The 25,359-nt window shown below is 72.9% G+C and carries 22 protein-coding genes and 3 tRNA genes; 9 read left to right on the top strand and 16 right to left on the bottom strand.

Going from position 1 to position 25,359, the window contains the following annotated elements; all coding sequences use genetic code 11:
* Positions 1-301: 301 nt before the first annotated feature.
* From ACFP1Z_RS07040 to ACFP1Z_RS07015, 6 genes are all read right to left on the bottom strand, one after another.
* Positions 302-2,842, bottom strand: coding sequence for a sensor histidine kinase (locus ACFP1Z_RS07040; protein ID WP_390315019.1), 2,541 nt, complete (start codon positions 2,840-2,842; stop codon positions 302-304).
* A 120-nt stretch (positions 2,843-2,962) separates the two neighbouring features.
* On the bottom strand, positions 2,963-3,604 hold the full coding sequence (gene kdpC / locus ACFP1Z_RS07035) for a potassium-transporting ATPase subunit KdpC (protein ID WP_390315018.1): 642 nt from the start codon (positions 3,602-3,604) through the stop codon (positions 2,963-2,965).
* 21 nt (positions 3,605-3,625) lie between these two features.
* Positions 3,626-5,722: a potassium-transporting ATPase subunit KdpB gene (kdpB, locus tag ACFP1Z_RS07030; protein ID WP_390315017.1), complete on the bottom strand. Its 2,097-nt coding sequence runs from the start codon at positions 5,720-5,722 to the stop codon at positions 3,626-3,628.
* Positions 5,722-7,386: a potassium-transporting ATPase subunit KdpA gene (kdpA, locus tag ACFP1Z_RS07025; protein ID WP_390315016.1), complete on the bottom strand. Its 1,665-nt coding sequence runs from the start codon at positions 7,384-7,386 to the stop codon at positions 5,722-5,724. The genes kdpB and kdpA overlap by 1 nt, the downstream gene beginning before the upstream one ends.
* Positions 7,387-7,476: a K(+)-transporting ATPase subunit F gene (gene kdpF, locus ACFP1Z_RS07020; RefSeq protein ID WP_390315015.1), complete on the bottom strand. Its 90-nt coding sequence runs from the start codon at positions 7,474-7,476 to the stop codon at positions 7,387-7,389.
* Positions 7,473-7,607 carry a hypothetical protein gene (locus ACFP1Z_RS07015; RefSeq protein ID WP_390315014.1) on the bottom strand — a complete coding sequence of 45 codons (135 nt, stop codon included), beginning with the start codon at positions 7,605-7,607 and terminating at the stop codon, positions 7,473-7,475. Before ACFP1Z_RS07015 ends, kdpF begins: the two co-directional genes overlap by 4 nt.
* A 394-nt stretch (positions 7,608-8,001) precedes the next feature.
* On the opposite strand from ACFP1Z_RS07015, the gene ACFP1Z_RS07010 reads away from it, so the two are divergent.
* The 6 genes from ACFP1Z_RS07010 to ACFP1Z_RS06985 all read left to right on the top strand — a co-directional run bounded on the left by ACFP1Z_RS07010 (position 8,002) and on the right by ACFP1Z_RS06985 (position 12,439).
* Entirely contained in the window at positions 8,002-8,403 is a 402-nt protein-coding gene (locus ACFP1Z_RS07010; RefSeq protein WP_390315013.1) for an STAS domain-containing protein, read from the top strand.
* A gap of 456 nt (positions 8,404-8,859) precedes the next feature.
* The gene (locus ACFP1Z_RS07005) at positions 8,860-9,024 is read left to right on the top strand and encodes a hypothetical protein (protein ID WP_390315012.1); all 165 of its coding nucleotides are present in this window, start codon (positions 8,860-8,862) and stop codon (positions 9,022-9,024) included.
* Positions 9,025-9,041: 17 nt separating this feature from the next.
* On the top strand, positions 9,042-9,335 hold the full coding sequence (locus ACFP1Z_RS07000) for a Dabb family protein (RefSeq protein ID WP_390315011.1): 294 nt from the start codon (positions 9,042-9,044) through the stop codon (positions 9,333-9,335).
* A gap of 203 nt (positions 9,336-9,538) precedes the next feature.
* A complete protein-coding gene (locus ACFP1Z_RS06995; protein WP_390315010.1) occupies positions 9,539-10,516 on the top strand; it encodes an RNA polymerase sigma factor SigF in 978 nt (325 codons plus the stop codon).
* A 189-nt stretch (positions 10,517-10,705) separates the two neighbouring features.
* Entirely contained in the window at positions 10,706-11,539 is an 834-nt protein-coding gene (locus ACFP1Z_RS06990) for an RNA polymerase sigma factor SigF (protein WP_390315009.1), read from the top strand.
* A gap of 81 nt (positions 11,540-11,620) precedes the next feature.
* Positions 11,621-12,439: a hypothetical protein gene (locus ACFP1Z_RS06985; RefSeq protein WP_390315008.1), complete on the top strand. Its 819-nt coding sequence runs from the start codon at positions 11,621-11,623 to the stop codon at positions 12,437-12,439.
* A gap of 56 nt (positions 12,440-12,495) precedes the next feature.
* Here ACFP1Z_RS06985 and ACFP1Z_RS06980 read toward each other — a convergent pair whose 3' ends face one another.
* Positions 12,496-12,822, bottom strand: coding sequence for a hypothetical protein (locus ACFP1Z_RS06980; RefSeq protein WP_390315007.1), 327 nt, complete (start codon positions 12,820-12,822; stop codon positions 12,496-12,498).
* 220 nt (positions 12,823-13,042) lie between these two features.
* Here ACFP1Z_RS06980 and ACFP1Z_RS06975 point away from each other — a divergent pair, with 220 nt between their 5' ends.
* Positions 13,043-13,543, top strand: a complete 501-nt coding sequence (locus tag ACFP1Z_RS06975) for a MarR family winged helix-turn-helix transcriptional regulator (protein ID WP_390315006.1) — start codon at positions 13,043-13,045, stop codon at positions 13,541-13,543.
* A 78-nt stretch (positions 13,544-13,621) separates the two neighbouring features.
* Complete coding sequence (locus tag ACFP1Z_RS06970; RefSeq protein ID WP_465269263.1) at positions 13,622-15,193, top strand: MDR family MFS transporter; 1,572 nt, start codon at positions 13,622-13,624, stop codon at positions 15,191-15,193.
* Between the two features lie 253 nt (positions 15,194-15,446).
* On the opposite strand, the gene ACFP1Z_RS06965 is transcribed toward ACFP1Z_RS06970, so the two are convergent.
* The 9 genes from ACFP1Z_RS06965 to ACFP1Z_RS06925 form a co-directional block, all read right to left on the bottom strand.
* Positions 15,447-16,238 carry a TetR/AcrR family transcriptional regulator gene (locus tag ACFP1Z_RS06965; protein ID WP_390315005.1) on the bottom strand — a complete coding sequence of 264 codons (792 nt, stop codon included), beginning with the start codon at positions 16,236-16,238 and terminating at the stop codon, positions 15,447-15,449.
* A 133-nt stretch (positions 16,239-16,371) separates the two neighbouring features.
* Complete coding sequence (locus ACFP1Z_RS06960) at positions 16,372-17,913, bottom strand: MFS transporter (protein WP_390315004.1); 1,542 nt, start codon at positions 17,911-17,913, stop codon at positions 16,372-16,374.
* A 96-nt stretch (positions 17,914-18,009) separates the two neighbouring features.
* Positions 18,010-20,091: an ArnT family glycosyltransferase gene (locus ACFP1Z_RS06955; RefSeq protein ID WP_465269260.1), complete on the bottom strand. Its 2,082-nt coding sequence runs from the start codon at positions 20,089-20,091 to the stop codon at positions 18,010-18,012.
* Positions 20,088-21,419 (bottom strand): bifunctional glycosyltransferase family 2/GtrA family protein, encoded by a 1,332-nt coding sequence (locus ACFP1Z_RS06950; protein ID WP_390315003.1) that lies wholly within the window; start codon positions 21,417-21,419, stop codon positions 20,088-20,090. The genes ACFP1Z_RS06955 and ACFP1Z_RS06950 overlap by 4 nt, the downstream gene beginning before the upstream one ends.
* Positions 21,420-21,460: 41 nt before the next feature.
* Positions 21,461-22,972 carry a sensor histidine kinase gene (locus tag ACFP1Z_RS06945; RefSeq protein ID WP_390315002.1) on the bottom strand — a complete coding sequence of 504 codons (1,512 nt, stop codon included), beginning with the start codon at positions 22,970-22,972 and terminating at the stop codon, positions 21,461-21,463.
* Positions 22,969-23,709 carry a response regulator transcription factor gene (locus tag ACFP1Z_RS06940; protein ID WP_390315001.1) on the bottom strand — a complete coding sequence of 247 codons (741 nt, stop codon included), beginning with the start codon at positions 23,707-23,709 and terminating at the stop codon, positions 22,969-22,971. Before ACFP1Z_RS06940 ends, ACFP1Z_RS06945 begins: the two co-directional genes overlap by 4 nt.
* Before the next feature lie 187 nt (positions 23,710-23,896).
* A tRNA-Met gene (locus tag ACFP1Z_RS06935) sits at positions 23,897-23,970 on the bottom strand.
* 47 nt (positions 23,971-24,017) lie between these two features.
* Positions 24,018-24,090 (bottom strand) — tRNA-Arg (locus ACFP1Z_RS06930).
* A 295-nt stretch (positions 24,091-24,385) separates the two neighbouring features.
* Positions 24,386-24,476: transfer RNA gene (locus ACFP1Z_RS06925), tRNA-Ser, on the bottom strand.
* A 272-nt stretch (positions 24,477-24,748) separates the two neighbouring features.
* Here ACFP1Z_RS06925 and ACFP1Z_RS06920 point away from each other — a divergent pair.
* A complete protein-coding gene (locus tag ACFP1Z_RS06920) occupies positions 24,749-25,219 on the top strand; it encodes an SSI family serine proteinase inhibitor (RefSeq protein ID WP_390315000.1) in 471 nt (156 codons plus the stop codon).
* Positions 25,220-25,359: the final 140 nt, after the last annotated feature.

The following is a 25,359-nucleotide window of genomic DNA, read 5'->3' as shown; positions in this document are numbered from 1 at the left end:
GCCCCGCAGTCGGGGCGGGGGCCGTGCGAACAGGGCGCGCCGCTCCGCGCATTGAGGGACGCGGGGCGACGCGGGTTCTGGGTGAGGTGCGGCGCTACGGCCGCGACGGGGCGCTCAGCGCGCCGGGTGCGAGCAGCGCGCGGCAGGGGACGGCGAGGCCGTATGAGGCGGCCGGTCGTCGTGGCGCGGAAGGCTGTTCACAGCCTCCATCCAAGGTGGGGACGTGGCCGGGTTCAAGGATTCGCGGCCGTCCCTGACACTTCCCTGACGCCCGGTCGTACGCGTCGTACCGCCCTGCGGGTCAAGGGTGTTCGGGGGCGGGCGCGGCGGGCAGGGAGACGACCATGGTCAGTCCGCCGCCGGGGGTGTCCTCGGGGGTGAGGGTGCCGCCCATGGCCTCGGTGAGCCCGCGCGAGAGGGCGAGGCCGAGGCCCAGGCCGGTGGTGTTGTCGGTGTCGCCGAGGCGCTGGAAGGGGGCGAAGGCGCGTTCCCGGTCGGCGGCGCGGATGCCGGGTCCCCGGTCGATGACGCGCAGTTCGACGCGCGGGCCGAGGACGCTCGCGGCGACGGTGACGCTGCCGCCGGGCGGCGAGTGGCGGGTGGCGTTGGCGACGAGGTTGGCGAGGACGCGTTCGAGGAGCGGCGGGTCGGCGAGCAGGTCGGGTACGGCCGTCACGTCCTGGGCGGACACGGGCACCGTGGTCTCCGGCAGGGTGTCGAGGGCGAGCGGCAGCACCTCGGCGACGGCGGTGGGCTGGAGGTGCAGGGTGAGGGCGCCGGCCTGGAGCCGGCTCATGTCGAGGAGGTTGTCGACCAGCCGGTTGAGCTTGACCAGGGACTCCTCGGCGGTGGCGAGGAGTTCCTCGCGGTCCTCCGGGGAGAAGTCGACGTCGCGGCTGCGCAGCGAGCTGATGGCGGCCCAGCCGCTGGCGAGGGGGGTGCGCAGGTCGTGGCTGACGGCGGCGAGCAGGGCGGTGCGCATGCGGTCGGCGGCCTTGACGGGTTCGATCTCGGCGGCGGCCTCGGCGAGCCGGGCGCGTTCGACGGCGGCGGTGAGGTGGGCGGCGAAGACGGTCAGGACGCGGTGCTCGAAGGCGGGCAGGTCGCGGCCCCGCAGGACGAGTTCGCTGTCCTCTCCTATGGGCACTCGGGTCTCGGCGGGGCCGTCGGCGGGCGGCCGCGGGGGCGGTACGGGCTCCGACTCGCCGGTACGCGGCCGCAGTTCGGCGCTCTCCATGCCGAAGGTCTCCCTGGTGCGCTCCAGCAGGACCGGCACGGCCCGCTCGCCGCGCAGGATGCCGCCCGCGAGGGAGGAGAGGGTCTCGGCCTCGGCGGTGGCGCTCGCGGCCCGGCGGGCCAGCCGCAGCGAGCGGTCCACGACCGCCGCGACGATCACGCCGACGGCCGCGAAGACGACGACGGCGAGCACGTTGTTGGCCTCGTCGATGGTGAACCGGCCGACCGGGGGGATGAACCAGTAGTTGAGGAGCAGCGAGGCGGCGAACGCGGCGAGCAGCGCGGAGGCCACCCCGCCGATGCAGGCGACCCCGACGACGGCCAGCAGGAACAGCAGGGTCTCGCTGGTGAGGTTGAGGTTCAGGGCGTCGTCGCCGAGCCTCAGCAGGGCCGTCAGCGCCGCGGGCAGCGCGATCCCGGCGACCGGCCCGCCCACGCGCCGGGCCCGGGACAGGCCGCCGCCCGGCGCGGGCAGGACCCGGCCGCGCCCGGCGCGTTCGTGGCTGACGAGGTGCACGTCGATGTCGCCGGACAGCTCGACGATGGTCTCGCCGACCCCGCGCGAGGCGATCAGCCGGCGCAGCCTGCCGCGCCGGCTGACGCCGACGACGAGCTGGGTGGCGTTCTCTGCGCGCGCGAAGTCCAGCAGGGCGGTGGGCACATGGTCGCCGACGACCGTGTGGTAGCTGCCGCCGAGCCGCTCGACGAGCTGCCGCTGGCGGGCCAGCGCGGCGGGCGAGACGGCCGCCGGGCCGGCGCCGCGGGTCACGTGCACGGCGAGCAGTCCGCCGCCGGAGGAGCGGGCGGCGATCCGGGCGGCCCGCCGGATGAGGGTGGCGCCCTCGGGGCCGCCGGTGAGCCCGACGACGACGCGCTCGCGGGTCTCCCACACCCGTCCGATGCCGTTCTCGGCGCGGTAGCGCTGCAGGGCCTCGTCGACGCGTCCGGCCACCCACAGCAGGGCGAGTTCGCGCAGCGCGGTGAGGTTGCCGACACGGAAGTAGTGCGAGAGCGCGGCGTCGATCTTCTCGGGGGCGTGGATGTTGCCGTGGGCCATGCGGCGGCGCAGGGCCTCGGGGGCCATGTCGACGAGCTCGATCTGCCGGGCGCGGCGCACCACTTCGTCGGGGACGGTCTCGCGCTGCGGCACCCCGGTGATCTTCTCGACGACGTCGTTGAGGGATTCGAGGTGCTGGATGTTGACGGTGGTGACGACGTCGATGCCGGCGGCGAGCAGTTCCTCGACGTCCTGCCAGCGCTTGGTGTTGCGGGAGCCGGGGGCGTTGGTGTGGGCGAGCTCGTCGATCAGCGCGACCTCGGGGCGGCGGGCGAGGACCGCGTCGAGGTCGAGCTCGGTGACGGCCACGCCCCGGTACGTACGCCGTACCCGTTCCAGCAGCGGCAGTCCGTCGAGCATCTCCTCGGTGTGCGGGCGGCGGTGGCACTCGACGTAGGCGGCGAGCACGTCGGTGCCCCGGCGGGCCCGGCGCCGCCCTTCGTCGAGCATCCGGTAGGTCTTGCCGACCCCGGGGGCCGCGCCGAGATAGACCTTGAGCCGGCCGGTGCGGGGGCCCGGTACCGCGGCCGGGCTGCTGCCCTGCGCCATCGAACTGCTCCTTCACGTCGCGCGGGAACGGCGACGCGCCGCCCGGTGGCGCGCGCGGGGCGGGAGGGCCCCGCGCGGCCGGGAGGACAGCGTCGTCGTCGGTCATGACAGGCCTCATCGTCATGACAGTCCCGCGAGATCGTGGTTCAGGTCCACGACGTTGACGCGTTCCTGACCCAGGAAGCCGAGGTCGCGGTCCCGTACGTGCGCCCGGACCAGTTGTGCCACGCGCTTCGGGTCGAGTCCCCGGGCGCGGGCCACGCGTGTCGTCTGCTCGTAGGCGTAGGCCGGGGAGATGTCCGGGTCGAGCCCGGAGCCGCTCGCGGTGAGCGCGTCGGCGGGGACGGACTTCGGGTCGACGCCGTCGAACGCGGCGACGGCGGCCCGCCGGTCGTGGATCTGGGTGAGCAGGGTGCTGTTGTCGGGGCCGAGGTTGGAGGCATTGGAGTCGGTCGCGTCGTACGGGCCGGCGCCCTGGCCGAGGTCGGCGGCCGAGGGCCGGGGCTGGAACCACTTGGGGTCGGGCTGCGGCGGCTCGCCGGCCTTGTGCTGCGGCAGCGCGAAGTTCTGCCCGATGAGGGCGGAGGCCACCGGCCTGCCGTGGTCCTTGATCAGGGAGCCGTCGGCCTGCCGGGGGAAGGCGAGCCGGGCGATGCCGGTGACGGCCAGGGGATAGACGAGGCCGGTGACGACGGTGAACACGAGCAGCATGCGCAGGGCGGCCAGGTGCTGCCGCAGCGCGGACGGGAAGCGGACGATCACGGTGGGGCCTTTCGCCTGCTGTCAGTGGAGGCCGGGGACGAACTGCACGACGAGGTCGATGAGTTTGATGCCGAGGAAGGGAAGGAGGAGTCCGCCGAGGCCGTAGATCCAGATGTTGCGGCTGAGCAGGGCGGCGGCGGACGAGGGGCGGTAGCGCACCCCGCGCAGGGCCAGCGGGATCAGCGCGACGATGATGAGCGCGTTGAAGACGATCGCGGAGGAGATCGCCGAGGTCGGGCTGTGCAGCCGCATGATGTTGAGCCTGTCCAGGCCCGGGTGGACGCTCGCGAACATCGCCGGGATGATCGCGAAGTACTTGGCGACGTCGTTGGCGATGGAGAAGGTCGTCAGGGCGCCCCGGGTGATCAGGAGCTGCTTGCCGATCTCGACGATCTCGATGAGCTTGGTGGGGTTGGAGTCGAGATCCACCATGTTCCCGGCCTCCTTGGCGGCCGAGGTGCCGGTGTTCATCGCGACGCCGACATCCGCCTGCGCGAGCGCCGGGGCGTCGTTCGTCCCGTCTCCGGTCATCGCGACGAGCTTGCCGCCCGCCTGCTCGCGCTTGATCAGGGCCATCTTGTCCTCGGGCGTGGCCTCGGCGAGGAAGTCGTCGACCCCCGCCTCCTCCGCGATCGCCCGCGCGGTCAGCGGGTTGTCGCCCGTGATCATGACGGTCCTGATGCCCATGCGGCGCAGCTCGGCGAAGCGTTCGCGGATGCCCGCCTTGACGACGTCCTTGAGGTGGATGACCCCGAGGACGCGCGCGCTGCCGCCCTCGGCGACGGCCACGACGAGGGGGGTGCCGCCGCCGGCGGAGATCTCCTCGACCCGGTCGAGCGTCTCCTCGCCGACCCGGCCGCCGCACGAGCGTACCCAGCCCGTCACCGCGCCCGCCGCGCCCTTGCGTACGCGCCGGCCGTCGACGTCCACGCCGCTCATGCGGGTCTGCGCGGTGAAGGGGACGAACGTGGCGTGCTCCAACTCGCCCTCCGTGCGCGCCCGCAGCCCGTACTTCTCCTTCGCCAGGACGACCACCGAGCGGCCCTCGGGCGTCTCGTCGGCCAGTGACGACAGCTGGGCGGCGTCGGCGAGTTCGGCCTCGTCGACACCGGCGACCGGGACGAACGCGGCGGCCTGCCGGTTGCCGAGGGTGATGGTGCCGGTCTTGTCGAGCAGCAGCGTGCCCACGTCCCCGGCGGCCTCGACGGCGCGTCCCGACATCGCGAGCACGTTGCGCTGCACGAGCCGGTCCATGCCCGCGATGCCGATCGCGGACAGCAACGCCCCGATGGTCGTGGGGATCAGGGCGACGACGAGTGCGGCGAGCACGACGACCGTCTGCTCCGCGCCCGCGAAGACCGCGAAGGGCTGAAGGGTGACGACAGCGGTCAGGAAGACGATCGTCAGCGAGGCCAGCAGGATGTTCAGCGCGATCTCGTTGGGCGTCTTCTGCCGGGCAGCGCCCTCGACGAGCGCGATCATCCGGTCGATGAAGGTCTCCCCCGGCTTGGAGGTGATCCGGACGACGATGCGGTCGGAGAGCACCTTCGTGCCGCCCGTGACGGCCGAGCGGTCGCCGCCCGACTCGCGGATGACGGGCGCCGACTCACCCGTGATCGCGGACTCGTCGACGCTCGCGACGCCCTCGACGACGTCCCCGTCGCCGGGGATGATCTGCCCCGCCTCGACCACGACGTGGTCGTCCAGGCGCAGTTCGGCGGCCGGGACGACCTCCGTCATCAAGGTCACGGCGCCGGGCCGCCAGTCGTGCACGCGGTGCGCCACCGTGTCCGTACGGGTCCGGCGCAGCGTCTGTGCCTGTGCCTTGCCGCGGCCCTCGGCGACGGCCTCGGAGAGGTTCGCGAAGACGGAGGTCAGCCACAGCCACACGGCGATCACCCAGGCGAAGACGCTGGGTTTGTCGATCGCCGAGAGCGTGGTGAGCACGGCGCCGACCTCCACGACGAACATCACCGGGTTGTGCACGAGGTGGCGCGGGTCGAGCTTGCGCAGCGCGTCGGGGAAGGAGGCGAGCAGCTGCCCGGGGTCGAGCAACCCGCCGGAGACGCGGTGGGGCTGGCGTTCGCCCGGGGACGGCGGGGCGGTGAGTGCGGTCATCAGTGCAGCCCTTCCGCGAGCGGGCCCAGCGCGAGGGCCGGGAAGTAGGTGAGGCCGACCACGATGAGGATCACCCCGGTCAGCAGACCGACGAACTGCGGCCGGTGCGTGGGCAGCGTGCCCGCCGTGACCGGCACGGGCCGCTGCCGGGCCAGGGAGCCGGCCAGCGCGAGGACGAACACCATGGGCAGGAAGCGGCCCAGCAGCATGGTCAGTCCGAGCGCGGTGTTGTACCAGACGGTGTTGACCTGGAGGCCCGCGAAGGCCGAGCCGTTGTTGTTGGCGGCCGAGGTGAAGGCGTAGAGCACTTCGGAGAAGCCGTGCGGGCCGGAGTTGGTCATCGCCGCCCGTTCCCCGGGGAACGCCATCGCCACGGCCGCGCCGACCAGCACCAGGGCCGGGGTCGTCAGGATGTACAGCGAGGCGAACTTGATCTCCCGGCTGCCGAGCTTCTTGCCCAGGTACTCGGGCGTGCGGCCGACCATGAGCCCGGCCACGAACACCGCCACGACCGCGAGGACCAGGATGCCGTACAGTCCCGAGCCGACCCCGCCGGGCGCGATCTCGCCGAGCATCATGTCGAAGATCAGCATCCCGCCGCCGCCCGGCGTGAAGGAGTCGTGGAAGGCGTTGACCGCGCCGCAGGAGGTGAGCGTGGTGGAGACCGCGAACAGCGCCGAGGCCCACACGCCGAACCGCTGTTCCTTGCCCTCCATCATGCCGCCCGCCGCGTGGCCCGCCGAACTGCTCACGCTGTGCAGTTCGTTGGCCGTGACGACGGCCACGGAGCCGGCCCAGATCAGGGCCATGACGGCGACGATCGCGTACCCCTGGCGGCGGTCGCCGGTCATGGTGCCGAAGGTGCGCGGCAGCGCGAACGGGATCACCAGCATCAGATAGATCTCCAGCAGGTCGCTGAAGGGCGTCGGGTTCTCGAAGGGGTGGGCGGAGTTGGCGTTGTAGAAGCCGCCGCCGTTGGTGCCGAGTTCCTTGATGGCCTCCTGCGAGGCGACCGGGCCGCCGGGCAGGCTCTGGTGGTCACCGGCGATGGTGGTGAGCGTCTGCAGGCCGTGGAAGTTCTGCACCACTCCGGTCGCGACGAGCGCGAGCGCGAAGAGGAAGGAGAGCGGCAGCAGGACGCGCAGCACGATACGGGTCAGGTCGACCCAGAAGTTGCCGACGCGGTCGGTGTGCTTCCTGGTGAAGCCGCGGACGAGGGCCGCGACCACCGATATGCCGACGGCCGCCGAGACGAAGTTCTGCACGGCCAGGCCCGCCATCTGCACCAGGTGGCCCATCGTCGACTCGCCCGCGTACGACTGCCAGTTGGTGTTGGTGACGAAGGACGCGGCGGTGTTGAAGGCCTGGTCCGGCGGGACCGGCTTCATGCCCAGCGACAGCAGCAGATGGTTCTGCAGCCGCTGGAACGCGTACAGGAAGAGCACGGACACCAGCGAGAACGCGAGCACCGCGCGGACGTACGCCGCCCACGACTGGTCGGTGTCCGCGCTGACACCGCCGGCGCGGAAGACGGCGCGCTCGATGCGCAGATGCCGGGTTGTGGTCAGACAGCGGGCCAGGCCGTCGCCGAGCGGCCGGAAGGAGAGGGCGAGGGCGCCGATCAGCGCGAGGATCTGCAGCCAGCCCGCGAGGGTGTCGTCCATTCAGAACCTCTCCGGAAAGATCAGGCAGAACACCAGGTAGACCACCAGGCACACGGACACGACGAGACCGACCAGGTTCTCCACGCTCACAGGCGCTCGACCCCCTTGACGATCAGGAACAGCAGTCCGAAGACCGCGAAGGTGAGCACGATGAACACCACATCCGCCATGGGCGGAACCCCCGTTGACTCGAAGGCGCACTTACGGGACGGAACGGACATGCGGCCAGGGTCGCCGCTGGGGCGCGCGAAGACGTGGGGACGCGCCGCCCGGAAAGGACCGAGGGATACCGGATTACGGTCAGCGGTGGCTGAAACCGGTCCCCGTAGCGAAGCGCTCGGCGCTTCCGCTGACGAGAACGCTTGACGGGCCTCTGACGCCCAAGTCTCCGACTTTGACGGGCCGTTGATGGCGAATCGATTGACCGTTCCGATAAGGCGGTCTGTTGGAACGGGGCTCGAACGTGCCTGGAAGCGAACATTCTGCGCCGCGGGCCCGGTCCCGCGCGTGAATTGCCCCGTCGTCCCCCTGCGACAGAGGTGAGATTCCCGTACTGCGGGGGCACCAGAAAGACATACGGCAGCCAGATGCCGGAGGAACCGGTCGAGGAGGTCGGTGAGAGGGCACATGGGCGCGGACGGGCCCGCCTTCGCCATGCGGGAGCGTGTGGCGTGCGGCGCGATCATCATTGAACTGCACGGAGAACTGGACATCTTGGCGGAGTCGGAGCTCGGACCGCGCATGGACGCACTGACCGAGCGCTGCCGGGCCGACATCGTCATCGATCTGCGCCGGGTGACCTTCCTCGACGCGAGCGGGCTGCGGCTGCTGCTGCGCGCCCGGCACCGGCTGCTCGCGCGCGGCGGGCGGCTGCGGATCGTCCGGGGCGTTCCCCGGGTGGCGAAGGTGATGCGGGTGGCCGGTGTGGAGGGCGGTTTCACCCTCGTGGACACGGTCCCCGTGCCGAGCGCGCGCGGCGAGGAGGCGGGCGAGCGGGGCGGGAGCGTCTCCGCCTGAGGCGCTCCGGCGGCCGCGGCGGGGCGCCCGCGCGCGCAGAACGCGCGGAGCCCCGGCTCTCGTCCGTCTGTGCGCGACGGGGACGAAAGCCGGGGCTCCGGCGACATCGGGACGGGGGAAGCGGCATCGGGGGGACAAGCCGCTTCCCCCGGCGAGGACACGAATCTCCAAGCCCGGGCCGCGGTCGGGGGGAAGCTCGCGGCCCGGACCCCGCAGTGAGGTCCGTGTCCCGGCCCTTCGGATTCCTGCCAGATCCGACGGGCGCTGCCCCCATCCTCCGCCCCGCGCGCGCGTGAGGAGGCAGGCAAAGGGCCCACTTCGCCGGGCCTTTGGTCCCTAAAGACGCCGTGAGATCCCCCGGATCCCGCTCACCGAAGCACCATTTCGCCCATACGTGCGGATAGACTCTCGCGACCGTAGGGGCGCAAGGGGACACGGAGCAGGGGACGGTACATCGTGGTGCAGACGAAGAAGGTCGTGCTCTGGGTCCTCGTCATCTTTGTCGCGTACACGATTATCCACTCCCCGGCCCGCTCCGCCGAGCTCGTGCAGATAGGGTTCGAGGGCATCTCGGACGCCGCGCAGAGCGTCGGTACGTTCATGACCCAGCTGATCAACTGACGGAGGGGGAACGAGCAGTGATCCGTCACCTCGTCCTGTTCAGGCTCAACGAGGGCGTCGAGCGCGACGACCCGCGCGTGGTGGCCGGCGTGAAGGCCTTCGAGGAGCTTGAGGGGCGGATCCCCGAGCTGCGCGCCTGGGAGTGCGGCTGGAACATCTCGGACCGCCCCATCGCCTACGACTTCGCGATCAACTCCGCAGTCGAGGACCCCGAGGCGCTCACGCGCTATCTGGAGCACCCGGCCCACCGGGCGGCCGCCGGCCTCTGGCGCGAGTTCGCGACCTGGGTGATCGCCGACTACCCGTTCTGACCGCGCGTTCCGGAAAACCCGCTCCGGGCCCCGACCACCCGAACAGGTCACTCACTCGCGCCCCACAGTGCCCCTGGCCCCCCGCAGGCGAGGGGCACTTTTCGCAGTCAACACGGGGTTATGCGGTGCTTGCACACAGTGCACATGTCTTGTGATGCTATGACCGCTTTTGCCGGATGAGTCGACCTGTAAGGGGCGTGACCGTGTCGGCCCGTACCGTCCCCGAAGCCCCCCTCCAGCGCGAGCAGCCCGCCGCGTCCGCTTCGGCACGCCGTTCCCCCGCCGCCCCCGGCGAGGCCGCGGGACGGCGGGACGGCGAAGGGGACGTCGGCGCCGGCGCCGAACCCCCCGCCGCGCCCGGCGCGCCCCAGGCCCCCGGGCGGTCCGGGGACGGTCCCGCCCGGGGCGAGCGGCGCAGCCGGGGCGCCGACGCCCGGGCACTGACCCAGGTCCTCTTCCAGGAGTTCGTGAAGCTGGAGCCCGGCAGCCCCGAGCACACGCGCGTGCGCTCCGCGCTCATCGAGGCCAACCTGCCGCTCGTGCGCTACGCGGCCGCCCGCTTCCGCAGCCGCAACGAACCGATGGAGGACGTCATCCAGGTCGGCACGATCGGCCTGATCAACGCGATCGACCGGTTCGACCCCGACCGCGGGGTGCAGTTCCCGACCTTCGCCATGCCGACCGTGGTCGGGGAGATCAAGCGCTACTTCCGCGACAACGTCCGCACCGTGCACGTCCCGCGCCGGCTGCACGAGCTGTGGGTGCAGGTCAACGGAGCGAGCGAGGACCTGACCGTGCTGCACGGGCGCACGCCCACCACGGCCGAGATCGCCGACCGGCTGCGCATCGCCGAGGACGAGGTCCTCGCGTGCATCGAGGCGGGCCGCTCGTACCACGCCACGTCGCTGGAGGCGGCCCAGGAGGGCGACGGGCTGCCGGGGCTGCTGGACCGGCTCGGCTACGAGGACCCCGCACTCGCCGGGGTCGAGCACCGGGACCTCGTGCGCCATCTGCTCGTGCAGCTGCCGGAGCGCGAGCAGCGCATTCTGCTGCTGCGCTATTACAGCAACCTGACGCAGTCCCAGATCAGCGCCGAGCTGGGCGTCTCGCAGATGCACGTCTCGCGGCTGCTGTCGCGCAGCTTCGCCCGGCTGCGCTCCGCAAATCGAATCGACGCCTAACCCGAACGAGTGAGGACACTCTCGGCCCGGCGGGAAGATATGTCGACTTGACGCTACAGCGTGTTGCCGACATGTGACATTCTGCTGGAACTGCGTTTGCCACAGCGCAGCCTCCGGTATTCAGGTGGAGGCTGGACCCCCTCGCACGGGGGAGTTGCTGTGACCCGTCCGCGACCTCAAGGGGGTGGCATGTCCGTAGACCTGGGCAGCCCGAAGGTGCTCGCCAACGACGCCCCGCACGCCGTGCTCGACGACTGCGAAGCCATCGACACCCGCACCCTCTCCCGCACGCTGTTCATGCGGCTCGCCGCGCTGGAGCGGGACAGCGCGGAGCGCGCGTACGTCCGCGACACCCTCATCGAACTCAATCTGCCGCTCGTGCGCTACGCGGCCGCCCGCTTCCGCAGCCGCAACGAACCGATGGAGGACATCGTCCAGGTCGGCACGATCGGACTGATCAAGGCGATCGACCGGTTCGACTGCGAACGGGGCGTGGAGTTCCCGACGTTCGCGATGCCGACCGTGGTGGGAGAGATCAAGCGCTTCTTCCGGGACACCAGTTGGTCGGTGCGCGTGCCGCGCCGGCTTCAGGAGCTGCGGCTGGCCCTGACCAAGGCCAGCGACGAGCTCGCGCAGAAGCTGGACCGCTCGCCGACCGTGCCCGAACTGGCCCTGTGCCTGGGGGTGTCGGAGGACGACGTGGTCGACGGCCTCGCCGTGGGCAATGCCTACACGGCCAGTTCGCTGGACTCCCCCTCGCCCGAGGACGACGGCGGCGAGGGCTCGCTCGCGGACCGGCTGGGCTACGAGGACAGCGCGCTGGAGGGCGTCGAGTACCGCGAGTCGCTCAAACCACTGCTGGCCAAGCTGCCGCCCCGGGAGCGCCAGATCATCATGCTGCGGTTCTTCGCGAACATGACGCAGTCGCAGATCGGCGAGGAGGTCGGCATCTCGCAGATGCACGTCTCGCGGCTGCTGACACGCACGCTCTCCCAGCTGCGGGAAGGACTCATCGCCGACTGACCCCGACCGCCCCGCGAGCCCGTTCACGCCACCCGCCCCGCCCGTCTGTACACCTGACATACCGTCAGCAAGACTGGGCGTATGCGACGGAAGACGCTCGTCTCCGCTTCCGCCACCGCAGCGGCCGGCGCCCTCGTCCTGGGCGCGGTGCTCGCGGGCTGCGGCGGCAGTGACCGCGAGGACTATGTCGCGACGGGAGCCGCCGGCCCCGGGCAGGAGCGGCGGACGGCCGGAGCCGTCCCGCCCACGGGGGGCGTACGGCTCGTCCCGCTGGAGCGCGGCACGTCCGCGCCGGCACAGCACACCCCGGCGCCCCCGACGACCTCGGCGGGGCCCGGCCCGAGCGCGCGCACGCCCGCCGGGAGCGGCGGCTCACCACCCCCGAGCCCCCGGCCCGCGCCGGGCACCGGCAGCGCGCCTCCGGGCGCCTCCGCGCCCGTACCCCCGACGTCCTCCGCGCGGCCCCCGCGACAGCCATCGACGCCACCTTCGACGCCGCCCTCGCCGACGCCCTCGACGCCGCCTTCCGCGCCGCCCCCGGCGTCCCCGACGGCCAGTGGCGGCCCGCCCTCGGGGCCGGCCGTGTTCGTCGTCGACGGGCCGCGCCGCGCGCAGGACGAACGACGCTGGTGCGAGCGGGTCGACGTGTGGTTCCTCAACACCGGTGGCACCCCGGCCGCCACCGGCGACGTGCTCCTCGGTACGCACATCGTCGACGGTCTCGGCATCGACTGGGCGACCGTCACCACGGCGCGGCCGCTGCCCGTGCCGATCGGCGCCGGGCAGGCGGCGGAGGGGAACTGGACGGTGTGCGTGGACGCGTGGCGGGTGCCGCCGGGCTTCCACGTCGAGACGCGGGACGTGACGGTCCGCGACGTCACGGCGTCCGGCTCCGACTGATCAGCTGGGGCCGATCGGCTCGGACTGATCGGTTCGGACTGATCGGTTCGGGCCGATCAGCTCAGCGCGAGCCAGGCGACGACCGCCACGACCACGATCGCGAGGACGGCGCCGGCGATCACGCCCACGCGCGGCCCGGAGGACGCGCGCGCGGCCGGGGCGGCGGCCCGGCGGCCGCCGGTGGGGGCGCTGCTGTCGGTGCCCTCGTTGACGAAGGCGCGGAACATCTGGGTGCTGCCCGCGGGGTCGTAGCCCTCGGGCTGCTGCTGGTGCGGCTGCTGAGGGTGTTGCGGATGCTGCGGGTGCTGCGGGTGCTGCGGGTGCTGCGGGTGCTGCGGGTGCTGCGGGTGCTGCGGGTGCTGCGGGTACTGGGGAGTGGCCATGGGCCAGGACCCTAGCGAAAACGGTCCGGCAGGGGGCCGGTGGGCCGCCCTTTGCGCCACAGCTGTTACACAGCCTCCCCCACGCCCGCCACCAGGCGTTTTACGGACAGATGGGAATCTTTGGCCCTTCTTTTACCGCCCGTTATGCCATTTCGTTTGCCTTCAGCAACCAAATGCTGCTTCCATGGTTGCCCTGAGCAACCGACGTGGGGGGTGCCGCATGGCCCGGCAGGAGCAGTACGAGGAGCTCGCCAAACAGCTCTCGTCCGTCGCCGCCGTCCGGCGCGACCTCGCCCGCCTCCTGCCGCCCGACTGCTCGCCCGCCTCGGTCATCCTGCTCGCGCTGCTGCGGCAGTACGGCGAGATGCGCATGAGCAGACTCGCCGAACTGCTGGCCATCGACATGTCGGTGACGAGCCGGCACGTCGCCTACTGCGCGGCACGCGGCTGGCTCGACCGGCAGCCCGACCCCGCCGACCGGCGCTCCCGGCTGCTGCGGCTGAGCCCCGACGGCGAGGAACTGCTCGGACAGGTGTCCGTCCGCTACACGCAGGCGCTCGCCGCCTGCCTGAAGGACTGGTCCGACGACGACGTCGGCACCCTCATCGACTTGCTGGCGCGGCTGCGCGCGAGCTTCGGCGACTGCCGGGCCCGCACCCCGCACCAGAGCGCGGCGGGCGCCGACTGCCACGCCCCCGCACCACAACTTCCCGCACAGTAAAGGAACTCAATGGCCACGACCGCACCGGCCGGTGCGGGGGGCACTGCCGCCGGCGCCTCCGGCGACGCCCCCGCGCCCATGACCCACCGGCAGATCATGGAGGCCCTCTCCGGGCTGCTGCTCGGCATGTTCGTCGCGATCCTGTCGTCGACGATCGTCTCCAACGCCCTCCCGGAGATCATCTCCGATCTGCACGGCAGCCAGTCCTCCTACACCTGGGTCGTCACGGCCTCGCTGCTCGCGATGACCGCCTCCACGCCCCTGTGGGGCAAGCTGTCCGACCTGTTCAGCAAGAAGCTGCTGGTGCAGATAGCCCTGGTCGTCTATGTCGCCGGCTCGGCGGCGGCCGGTCTGTCGCAGAACAGCGGCATGCTCATCGCCTGCCGCGCCGTGCAGGGCATCGGTGTGGGCGGTCTGTCGGCGCTCGCCCAGATCGTCATGGCCGCGATGATCTCCCCGCGCGAGCGCGGCCGTTACAGCGGCTACCTCGGCGCGACGTTCGCGGTCGCGACCGTCGGCGGCCCGCTGCTCGGCGGCGTGATCACCGACACCGACTGGCTCGGCTGGCGCTGGTGCTTCTACGTCGGTGTGCCGTTCGCCGTGATCGCGCTGATCGTGCTGCAGAAGACCCTCAAGCTCCCGGTGGTCAAGCGGGACGTCAAGGTCGACTGGGCGGGCGCGTTCTTCATCACCGCCGCCGTCACGCTGCTGCTGGTGTGGGTGACCCTGGCCGGCAAGAACTACGACTGGCTGTCCTGGCAGACCGCCGTCATGGTCGCGGGCTCGCTCGTGCTCGGCGCGGTCTTCGTGCTCGTCGAGACGAAGGCGGCCGAACCGATCATCCCGCTGCGGCTGTTCCGCAACAAGACGATCACCCTGTCCTCCGCCGCGAGCCTGTTCGTGGGCATCGCGATGTTCAGCGGCACCGTCTTCTTCTCGCAGTACTTCCAGCTGGCGCGCGCCAAGTCGCCGACGATGTCCGGGGTGATGACGATCCCGATGATCGGCGGTCTCTTCCTCTCCTCGACCGTCTCGGGCCAGATCATCACCAAGACCGGCCGCTGGAAGGCGTGGCTGGTCTCCGGCGGCGTGCTGCTCACCGCGGGCCTCGGGCTGCTGGGCACGATGCGCTACGACACCCCGTACTGGCACCTGGCCGTCTACATGGCGCTCGTCGGCCTCGGCCTCGGCATGATGATGCAGAACCTGGTGCTCGCCTCGCAGAACCAGGTGGCGCCGCGGGACCTGGGTGCCGCGAGCTCCGTCGTGACCTTCTGGCGCTCGCTCGGCGGCGCGGTGGGCGTCTCGGCGCTCGGCGCGGTGCTCGGCAACCGGGTGCAGGACTACGTCAAGGACGGCATCACCGCCCTCGGCCCGAAGGCCGCGGCGGCCGTCGCCCAGAGCGGCTCCGGCGGCGGGGGCATCCCCAGGCCGTCGCTGATGCCCGAGCCGATCCGCTCGGTCTTCGAGAGCTCCTGGGGGCACGCGGTCGGCGATGTCTTCCTCTACGCCTCGCCCTGCGCGCTGCTGGCCTTCGTGCTGACCCTCTTCATCAAGGAGGTCGCACTGAAGGGCCGGGCCGGCGCGCAGCCGGCCGCCGCTGCCACGCCCGCGGCGGCGGACGCCGAACCCGCCCGGCAGGGCGGCTGAGACCCGGCGGCGGGGACGCGCTCACGAGCGGACAGGCGTCCCCGCCGCCGACCGGGACCGTCACGGCATGGGACGGCCCCGGGAACGACGGGCCCCGGCAGGGGTGCGCGCGACAGGCAGGGGACGGCCTGCGCGCTCCTGCCGGGGCCCGTGCCGTGTCCGGGCACGGGCCCGATTGTGCGGCTCCGGGAGCCGTGTCCGTACGTGCGCCGAGGCGCGCTCCGACGGGCGTACGGTCCGTACGCCCCGGGCGTCAGCCCGTCTTCGCGCGGTCGCGGCCGACCATGACCTCGATGCCCGCGAGCACCGTCTCCAGCCCCAGCTCGAACTCCCGCTCCCGCAGCACCTCGACGCTCTCGGTGTGCCGGCTGTCCAGCACCTCCGACATCTGCCGGTACTGCTCGGAGAACTCCTCGCGGGAGGTCAGCGCCGACTCGACGTGCCGGAAGTACTCGTCCGGGGACAGGCCCGCCTCCCGGCAGCGGTCGCGGTAGACCGCGTCGATCGTGGCGAAGCCGTAGACGAACTCGAAGAGCGCGGACAGCCCGCCGAGCACGGTCTCCTGCTCGCCGCCGCTGCGCCGCATCACGGCGAGCGTGGCCTCGGCGAAGGCCATCGCGCGCGGGCCGACGTTGAAGTACTGGCCGACGAGCCGGGACACCCAGGGGTGGGCGAGCAGCAGCCCGCGGTATCCCAGGGCCAGTTGCCGCAGTTGCTCGCGCCAGTCGGCGCTCTCGTCGGCGGGGTCGGGGAGCGTCATCTCGCCGTTGACCTCGTCGAGGACGAGCTCCAGCAGGTCGTCCTTGGTGTCGACGTACCAGTACACGGACATCGCGGTCACGCCCAGCTCGGCGGCCAGCCGTCGCATGGAGAACTTCGCGAGCCCGTCGGCGTCCAGCAGCCGCACCGAGGCCGAGAGGATGCGGTCCAGGTCGAGCGCGGCACCCTCGCCGCCGCCCGGGGCGTCGGACCTGCGTTTCGGAACAGGCTTCCCGGTCAGCCAGATGCTCGTCCGGGGCTTCCCCGCGCGCTTGCCGCTGGTCATGAAGCGTTCTCCTCCTCGGCCGGTCCCATCCCGGCCGGGCCGGCTCTCGCCTACCCAGATGCTAGGCCCTGGCGGGACCCACCCCGCCAGGACCGCCCATCGGCTGATCACGTGCCCGGGTGCCCGGGGTCTGTCACCGGGCGGCGTCGGCCCGCGGGCGCTCGGCGCGGCGCAGCAGGAGAGCGGCGAGCACCCCGCCCGCGAGGACCGCGGCCGCGCCGACGAGCTGGCTGGTGTGCACCCCGGTGGCGAACGCGTCGGCGATCGCGGACCGGTCGGCGTCACCGCGCGCGTGCTCCAGGGCGGCGGGCAGCGAGCCCGCGCCCGCGGCGACCGCCGGGACGAGCGCGGCGAAGCGGGAGGTGAGGACCGCGCCGAGGACGGCGACACCGAGGCCGTTGCCGCATTCCTGGAGGGTGCCGTTGACGCCCGCGCCCACGCCCGCCTTCTCCGGCGGTATCGCGGACATGATGGCGTTGGCCATGGCCGGGGCGGCCAGCGCGATGCCCACGCCCATGACGACCAGACCGAGCAGCATCCCGCCGTAGCTGTCCGCGCCGAGGACGGCGATCGCGGCGAGACCGGCCGCGAGCAGGACCATGCCCCCGGCGATGGCGGACGGGGCGCCCACCTTCGACAGCAGCCGGGCACCGGCCCCGGTGAGGTTGAGGACGACGATGACCAGGGCGAGCGGGGTCATGCGCAGCCCGGTCTGCAACGGGTCGTAGCCGAGGACGAGTTGCAGGTGCTGGGTGAGCAGGAAGAACGAACCGCCCATGCCGAAGGAGACGAGGATGCCGCCGGCGACGGCGCCCACGAAGCGGCTGTCGCGGAAGAAGTGCATGTCGAGCATCGGGTACGGGACGCGGCGCTCCCACAGCGCGAACGCGGCGAGCGCGGCCAGGCCGGCGGCGGCCGGGACGAGCACCCGGCCGGAGGTCCAGCCGTGCACCGGGCCGGAGATGATCGCGTAGACGACGCCGACCATGCCGACGGTGGACAGCAGCGCGCCCAGCAGGTCGGGGCGGTCGCCGGACGGGTTCTTCGACTCGGGCACGAAGGCGACCACGGCGATCAGGCCGAGCAGCGCGACCGGCAGATTGATCAGGAAGATCGAGCCCCACCAGAAGTGGTTGAGCAGCGAGCCGCCGATGAGCGGCCCGGTGGCGAAGCCGAGCGAACCGACCGCGCCCCACACACCGATGGCCTTGACCCGCTCCTTCTCGTCGAAGACCTGCATGACGACGGCGAGCGTGGTGGTCATCAGCAGCGCGCCGCCGACACCCATGCCCGCGCGGGCGGCGATCAACTGGCCGGGGGACTGGGAGAGTCCGGCGACGAGCGAGCCGGCGCCGAACAGCGCGAGGCCCAGGACCAGGAGCTTCTTGCGGCCGTAGCGGTCGGCGGCGCTGCCCGCGGTGAGCAGCAGGCCCGCCTGCACCAGCGAGTAGGCGTTGAGCATCCACTGGATGTCGGCGGTCGAGGCGCCCATCCCCTGGGTGAGGGAGGGGATCGCGACGTTGAGCACCGTGTTGTCGAGCAGCACGGTGAGCTGCGCGAGACAGATGACGCCGAGGATCAGCCAGCGGGTGGGGAGGCGGTCGGGCTGCCGCTGGGGTGCGTCGGGTGTTGTGTCGGGTGGTGTGTCGCGTGGTGCGGTGGTCGGCGTCGTCATACGGAGTTCCCCCTTGTACGGTGTACAGCGCTGCGCGAACGTCGTACACCGTACAAGGGGTCTTCTACGCCGTACAACTCTTTTTTCGAGGGCGGCTCAGGCCCCGCTCCGGGGCGCGGTCAGGTCGTACAGGACGGTCGAGCCGACGGTGACCTTCGTGAAGTGCGCCTCCACCCAGGCGGTGATCTGCGCGGAGTGGCCGCGGTCGGCCTCCCGGGCGCGCCCCGCTGTTCCGGCGACGAAGTAGTGGATCCTGCCGGCGGACACGTACTGCTGGAACTGCGCGAGGGTCGGCGAGGGGTCGCTGCCGTTGAAGCCGCCGACCGGCATCACCGGGAGCCGCGTGGCCAGTTGCAGCCCCGCCGCGCGCTGGGAGCCGACGGCGGCCGCGGCCCAGGTGTACCCGTCGGCGTCCCGCTTGAGCAGGGCGGCGGTCCTCGCATCGACGCGGCCGCCGCCGAGCAGCGACGCCATGCCGCCGGGGGCACCGCCGGGCCGCGCCCCGCCGTTCCCGGGCCGGAAGCCGGCCGGAATACCGCCGCCCTGTGGGGCCTCGCCGCCGAGCGGGCGCATGCGACCCCCGAAGTGCCCGAACCCGCCGCGCACTTGGGGCCCCGCCGTCACGATCGACCCGCCGTGCGGGGTGCGGACGGTGTTCAGGGTGTACGCGAGGGGGGCCGCGAGCGCGCTGACGACGGCCAGCCCGGCGGCGACTGCCGCCACGGGGTTGCGGCGCGCGCGGGACGGTTCCGCCGACGACGGTCCACCGGCCGACTGTCCAGGCTCCGACGTTGCAGGCTCCAACGTTGTGGGCCCCGACGGTGCACGCCGCGATGTTTCAGGCAGCGAAGTTTCAGTGCCTGAAACATCAACTCCCTTGCGGGCACGCCCCGTCCGCCCCGCCACCAGCAGCGCGCACCCCGCGAGCACCCCCGCCGCGAGGACCGTCCAGCGCAGCCACGGGAGCCAGTGCGGGGTGCGGCCGAGCAGGACGTACGCCCAGCCCGCCGTGCCCGCCGTCACCAGGGCGAGCAGCGCGAACGCCCGCCGCCGCCACAGCAGTACGGCCCCCGCGCCGGTCAGCGCGGCCACGTACGGGGCCAGCGCGACCGTGTAGTACTGGTGGAAGATCCCCGACATGAAGCTGAAGACCACGAGCGTCATCAGCAGCGCCCCGCCCCAGGCCAGGAACACGGCACGCGGCACGTCTGTCCGTCCACTGCGGCGCAGCAGCCACAGGGCGGCCGGCAGCAGGACGAGCGCGGCGGGCAGCAGCCAGGCGATCTGCCCGCCGACGTCCGCGCCGAACATCCGCAGCAGGCCGCTCTCGCCCCACCGGCCGCCGCCCGGCCCGCCGCCCCCGCCGACGCTGCCGGTCTCGTCGCCGTTGATCCGGCCGAGTCCGTTGTAGCCAAAGGTGAGTTCGAGGAAGCTGTTGTGCTGCGAGCCGCCGATGTACGGGCGGGAGGCGGCGGGCCACAGTTCGACGGCGGCGACCCACCAGCCGCCGGACACGACCGTGACCAGCCCGGCGAGCAGCAACTGCCCGATCCTGCGCCGCAGTCGGGCCGGTGCGCACACCGCGTACAGCAGGGCGAGCGGCGGCAGGATCAGCCACGCCTGGAGGGCCTTGGTCAGGAAGCCGAGTCCGAAGCAGAGTCCGGCGAGCAGCAGCCACCTGGTGCGCGCCTGCTCCAGTGCGCGCAGCACGCAGGCGACAGCGCACACCATCAGCAGGCACAGCAGCGCGTCGGGGTTGTCGTAGCGGAACATCAGCGCGGCGACGGGCGTGAGCGCGAGCACGGTGCCCGCGAGCAGTCCGGCCGCGTGCCCGAACTGCCGCCGTACGGACGCGTACAGCACGCCGACAGCGGCGACGCCCATGAGTGCCTCGGGCGCCAGCACGGCCCACGCGTTCAGCCCGAAGAGCCGCACGGACAGGCCCATGGGCCACAGGGCGGCGGGCGGCTTGTCGACGGTGATGGAGCCGGCGGCGTCGGAGGCGCCGAAGAAGAACGCCTTCCAGCTCGCGCTGCCCGCTTGCGCGGCGGCCGCGTAGAACTCGTTGGCGTAGCCGGAGGCGCTCAGGTCCCACAGGTACAGCACGGCGGTCGCTACCAGGAGCGCGATCAGGGCGGCCCGGCGGGGCCGCGCGGCGGACACGGAGGCTGCGGTCAACGGGGGCTCCTCGCCAGGGCGTTGTGCTGTCGCGGCGGCTGCTCCGGGAACACCCAGGTCCGCAGCAGCACGAACCGCAGCGCCGTCGCCGCCAGGTTCGCCGTGAGCAGGACGGCCACCTCCGCGCCGTGCGCCGGTGCGCGGACCGCCAGGTCCAGCGCGGCCAGCGAGCCGCTGGTGAGCACGAGGCCGATACCGAGGACCACGAGCCCCTGCGCCTGGTGGCGCAGCACCCGCTCGCGGCCGCACACCCCGAACGTCAGCCGCCGGTTCGCGGCGGTGTTGGCGAGCGCGGACAGCAGCAGCGCGAGCGCGTTGGCGGGCTGCGGCCCCAGGGCGGCGCCGGTGCGCAGCAGCGCGTACAGCGCCAGGTACACGCAGGTGGAGGCGGCCCCGACGAGGCAGAAGCCGAGGAGCTGCCGGACAAGCCCGGCGGGCACCCCGTACGAGCGCTCCGTCTCCGGGCGGCGCAGCCGTTCCAGGGGCAGCGCGCCCGTGGCCAGGGCGCGCCCCACCCGCCAGACGCCCTTGAGGTCGTCGGCCGCGGTGCGCAGGAGGCGCACCGAGCTGTCAGGGTCGTCGGTCCAGTCGACGGGCACCTCGTGGATGCGCAGGCCCGCCCGTTCGGCGAGGACCAGCAGTTCGGTGTCGAAGAACCAGCCGGTGTCCTCCACCAGCGGCAGCAGCGTCCCGGCGACGTCCTTGCGGATGGCCTTGAAGCCGCACTGCGCGTCGGTGAAGCGCGCGGCGAGCCCGGCGCGCAGGATCAGGTTGTAGGCGCGGGAGATCAGCTCCCGCTTCGGGCCGCGCACCACGCGGGAGCCGCCCGCCAGCCGGGTGCCGATCGCGAGGTCGGAGTGGCCGGAGATCAGCGGCGCGACGAGCGGCAGCAGCGCGTTGAGGTCGGTGGACAGATCGACGTCCATGTAGGCCAGGACGGGCGCCGCCGAGTGCCCCCAGACGGTGCGCAGGGCGCGCCCGCGTCCCTTCTGCTCCAGGCGGACGGCGGTGACCTCCTCGAAGGCCTCGTCGAGGGCGGCGGAGACCTCGGGGGTGGCGTCGGTGCTCGCGTTGTCGGCGATCGTGATGCGGAACGGGTACGGGAACGTCGCGCTCAGGTGGGCGTGCAGCCGGCGCACGCACCGCTCCAGGTCGTCCTGTTCGTTGAAGACGGGGACGACGACGTCGAGGACGGCCCCGCCGGGGCCGCCGGCGGTCGCGGGCAGCGGGTCACGGGCGGGGAGCGCGGCGGAGCGGACCACGGGCGCGGGCCTCGGCTCCGCGAGGGACGGCGGGCCGCCCGGGGACGGCCGGTTCGGCTGGGTCATGGACACCAACCCTTACCGGCCGCCCTGTCCCAGGGGTGTGCTCAGCCTGTGGACAGGCTGTGAACTGTCGTTACGAACGAGGGGAGTTCGACGGTGAAGACCGTCCGCCCCGGGGCGCTGCGCACCTCCGCGCGCCCGCCGTGGGCGGCGACGACCGCGCGGACGATGGCCAGCCCCAGCCCGCTGCCGCCGGCCGCCCGGGAGCGGGAGGCGTCGCCGCGCGCGAACCGCTCGAAGACGTGCGGCAGCAGGTCCCCGGGAATGCCCGGTCCGTCGTCCTCGACCTCCAGCACCGCGTACGGCCCGGCGGCACGCAGCCGCGCGGTGACGGTGCTGCCGGCCGGGGTGTGCGTACGGGCGTTGGCGAGCAGGTTGACCAGGACCTGCTGCAGCCGCGCCGGATCGCCCCGGACGGGCGCCGGTTCACCGGGCAGTTCCAGCCGCCAGGTGTGCTCCGGGCCGGCCGCGCGGGCGTCGCCGACGGCGTCGACGACGAGCGGGGCGAGGTCGAACTCCTCGTCGGCGAGCGGCCGTCCGGCGTCCAGGCGGGCGAGCAGCAGCAGGTCCTCGACGAGCCCGGTCATGCGCGTGGCCTCGGACTCGATGCGGCCGAGCGCGTGCCGGGTGCGCGGGCCGATGTCCTCCGGCCCCCTGCGGGTGAGTTCGGCGTAGCCGCGGATCGAGGCGAGCGGCGTGCGCAGCTCGTGGCCGGCGTCCGCGACGAACTGCCGTACGCGCGTCTCGCTCTGCTGCCGGGCCGCGAGCGCCGAACCGACGTGCCCCAGCATCCGGTTGAGGGCGGCCCCGACCTGGCCGGCCTCGGTGCGCGGGTCGGCCTCCGCGTCGGGCACCCGCTCCAGCGGGGCCACCTCCCCGCTGTGCAGGGGCAGTTCGGAGACCCGGGTGGCGGTGGCGGCGACCCGGCGCAGCGGCCGCAGCGCGAGCCGTACGGACGCGGCCGCCGCGAGCCCCGCGGCCAGCAGCCCGGCGGCGCTCACGCACACCTCGACGACGACCAGGGTGCCGACGGTGTCACGGGCTCCGGCGGCGGGGATGCCGACCAGGTAGACCGTGCCGCCGTAGGACGCCGCCGCCATGGCGCGGTAACTGCCGCGGCCGGGCAGGTCCACGTCGTGCGGGCGGCCGTCGCGGGGCAGCTTCCCCAGAGCCGTGCGCTGCGCCTCGGTCAGCGGCTCCCGTTCGGCCCCCGGCCGGTCGGGAGCGGCCACGCTGACGGACGCGTCGCGCACCTGCCCGGGGCCGTCGGCGAGCGCGGCGACGGTGCCGATGGGCTGGCCGCCGCCGATGACTAGACGCAGCCGCTCGCCGGCGGGCACTCCGGGCGGCCGGGCCCGGTCCGGGGGACCGGCCACGCGCCGCGCCACGTCCCGTAGTTGGGTGTCCAGCTGCCCGTAGAGGTAGCCGCTCAGGGCGATGGTGGTGACGGTGCCGATGACGGCGCACACGACGGCGACCAGCGCGACCGTGGACAGCACGAGCCGGGTGCGCAGCGGCAGCGGACGGCGGGCCCGCACCCGGCCGGGCGGCCTCACGGGGAGGTGGCGGGCTTGATGAGATAGCCGGCGCCGCGCCGGGTGTGGATCATCGGCTCCCGGCCGGCGTCGATCTTGCGGCGCAGATAGGAGATGTACAGCTCGACGACATTGGCCTGGCCGCCGAAGTCGTAGGACCAGACGCGGTCGAGGATCTGCGGCTTGCTGAGCACCCGGCGCGGGTTGCGCATCAGGAACCGCAGCAGTTCGAACTCGGTGGCGGTGAGGTGGATGTCCGTGCCCGCGCGCGAGACCTCGTGGCTGTCCTCGTCCAGCACCAGGTCGCCGACGGTCAGGACGGAACCGGCGCGCGCGGCGACCGCGCGGGAGCGGCGCAGCAGGCCGCGCAGCCGGGCGACGACCTCCTCCAGGCTGAAGGGCTTGGTGACGTAGTCGTCGCCCCCCGCCGTCAGCCCGGCGATACGGTCCTCGACGGAGTCCCGGGCGGTGAGGAACAGCACGGGCAGATCGGGGAGTTCGCGCCGTACCCGGCCCAGGACACAGAGCCCGTCGAGGTCGGGCAGCATCATGTCCAGGACGACGACGTCGGGTTTGAACTCGCGCGCGGTGCGCACGGCGTCGGCGCCGGTGGCCGCCGACCGTACCTTCCAGCCTTCGTAACGCAGTGCCAGACAGAGCAGTTCGGCGATCGCGGGCTCGTCGTCGACGACCAGGACCCGTACGGCGCTTCCGTCGTGCCGCGTCTCGGGCCGCGCGCGGGGAGGAGTGACGGTCATGGCACGAGCATGGCGGCGGCGGGTGAGAGCCCGCTTTCGGCAGTCTGTGAATCGTCTGAGAATCCGGCCCCGCCGACTGCGCGGGCCTCAGCGCGCGCCGCGCACGCGGCGCCGCACTCCCCCGGCCGGGGCGGGGGGACGAACGCCAGGGGCCCGGTACGAAACGTACCGGGCCCCTGGTCTTCAGTAGCGGGGACAGGATTTGAACCTGCGACCTCTGGGTTATGAGCCCAGCGAGCTACCGAGCTGCTCCACCCCGCGACGGACGAGAAAGCCATCGACCGCTTCCGGTCGTCGACCCCTCGCTGTGCGCTCGGCAGGATTCGAACCTGCAACCTCTTGATCCGTAGTCAAGTGCTCTATCCGTTAAGCTACGAGCGCTCGGCTTCCCGGCGATTTCCCGCCGGTCGGCGTTGCGTGGACAACATTACATGAACTCCGCCGTGACGCGAAATCCGTTCCCCTCACCCCCCGCGACCTGCGCGGACACCGTCCGGCGGGGTACGTCGGCACGGCTCGTGGAAGCACGGGGGAACACCGGGCGTCCCGCGCGCCACCGTGCGACCCCGGCGTGCGACCAGTACGCCCCCGGACAGCGCGAAAGCCCCGTCGGACAACACGTCGGACAACACGAAAGCCCCGGCCGTCCTGGGACGGCCGGGGCTTTCGCCGGCTGCGGAGGCGGAGGGATTTGAACCCTCGATGGGCTTTAAGGCCCAAACCGCATTAGCAGTGCGGCGCCATAGACCGGACTAGGCGACGCCTCCAATACCCGCACCCGCGCGCATATGCACGAAGGGCGCTTGCAGATGATGACACAGCCTTGCGGCCCGCCACCAATCGCACCCCTACGGTACCGGGCATTCACCGGCCAGGGCAAAGACGTGGTCCGGGGGCCGTGCCCGCCGCCGCGGCCCCCGGCGGCGCCCCGGGGCGCGCGCCGCAACGCGTCGCCGCCCGGCGCGTTAGAGGAGACGGGGCCCGCCGCCCGGCGGCCGTCCCCTCCCGCCCGGCCCGCCCGTACGCCCAGGAGTCCCGCATGCCGCTCCGCAACCTCGCCGCCCCCGCCCTCGTCACCGCCGCCCTGGCCCCGCTCCTGTTCGCCGCCCCCGGGGCCACGGCCTCCGCGCACCCGCCGAAGGACCCGGCGGGCGGGCACCTCACCGTCACCGTCACCGACGCCGGCCGGCTCGACGGACGGCACGAGCTGCGCTGCCACCCCGCGGGCGGCGACCACCCGCGGGCCCGCGCCGCCTGCGAGCAGCTGGACAGCCAGACCCGCTGGGACCGCGACCTCTTCGCGCCCGTGGCCAAAGGCACGCCGTGCACGATGATCTACGGCGGCCCGGAGCGCGCCCGGGTGACCGGCAGCTGGGCGGGACGCCCGGTCGACGCCGTCTTCAAGCGCACCGACGGCTGCGAGATCGACCGCTGGAAGCGCTTCTCCGCACTGCTCGGCGACCCCGGCCGCGCCCCCGCGCCCGTACCGGGCGACACGCCGCGCGGCTGACCCGCGCGGGCGGGCCCGGCCCCGCACCGGGGCCGCCCACGACACCGGCCGCGACACCGCTCGCACGGCCCCCCGCACGCCCCACCGCAGCCGTTGTCCGCCGTCGCACCCGCCCCCCGAGCCCGTAGACTGCCCCCCAG

Origin of the sequence: Streptomyces gamaensis, from assembly GCF_042656465.1 — a bacterium.
Classification (GTDB): domain Bacteria; phylum Actinomycetota; class Actinomycetes; order Streptomycetales; family Streptomycetaceae; genus Streptomyces; species Streptomyces gamaensis.
This window is presented reverse-complemented; position numbering and strand designations above follow the sequence as displayed.

Bases quoted from the DNA above. Each gene is read 5' to 3' on its own strand.
- ACFP1Z_RS06975 (WP_390315006.1), top strand. From the start codon at position 13,043: ATGGCCCGGCAGGAGCAGTACGAGGAGCTCGCCAAACAGCTCTCGTCC.
- ACFP1Z_RS06940 (WP_390315001.1), bottom strand. From the start codon at position 23,709: ATGACCGTCACTCCTCCCCGCGCGCGGCCCGAGACGCGGCACGACGGA.
- ACFP1Z_RS06920 (WP_390315000.1), top strand. From the start codon at position 24,749: ATGCCGCTCCGCAACCTCGCCGCCCCCGCCCTCGTCACCGCCGCCCTG.
- ACFP1Z_RS07040 (WP_390315019.1), bottom strand. From the start codon at position 2,842: ATGGCGCAGGGCAGCAGCCCGGCCGCGGTACCGGGCCCCCGCACCGGC.
- kdpB (WP_390315017.1), bottom strand. From the start codon at position 5,722: ATGACCGCACTCACCGCCCCGCCGTCCCCGGGCGAACGCCAGCCCCAC.
- ACFP1Z_RS06970 (WP_465269263.1), top strand. From the start codon at position 13,622: ATGACCCACCGGCAGATCATGGAGGCCCTCTCCGGGCTGCTGCTCGGC.
- kdpA (WP_390315016.1), bottom strand. From the start codon at position 7,386: ATGGACGACACCCTCGCGGGCTGGCTGCAGATCCTCGCGCTGATCGGC.
- ACFP1Z_RS06990 (WP_390315009.1), top strand. From the start codon at position 10,706: ATGTCCGTAGACCTGGGCAGCCCGAAGGTGCTCGCCAACGACGCCCCG.
- ACFP1Z_RS06950 (WP_390315003.1), bottom strand. From the start codon at position 21,419: ATGACCCAGCCGAACCGGCCGTCCCCGGGCGGCCCGCCGTCCCTCGCG.
- ACFP1Z_RS06965 (WP_390315005.1), bottom strand. From the start codon at position 16,238: ATGACCAGCGGCAAGCGCGCGGGGAAGCCCCGGACGAGCATCTGGCTG.
- ACFP1Z_RS06985 (WP_390315008.1), top strand. From the start codon at position 11,621: ATGCGACGGAAGACGCTCGTCTCCGCTTCCGCCACCGCAGCGGCCGGC.
- ACFP1Z_RS06960 (WP_390315004.1), bottom strand. From the start codon at position 17,913: ATGACGACGCCGACCACCGCACCACGCGACACACCACCCGACACAACA.
- ACFP1Z_RS06980 (WP_390315007.1), bottom strand. From the start codon at position 12,822: ATGGCCACTCCCCAGTACCCGCAGCACCCGCAGCACCCGCAGCACCCG.
- ACFP1Z_RS07015 (WP_390315014.1), bottom strand. From the start codon at position 7,607: ATGTCCGTTCCGTCCCGTAAGTGCGCCTTCGAGTCAACGGGGGTTCCG.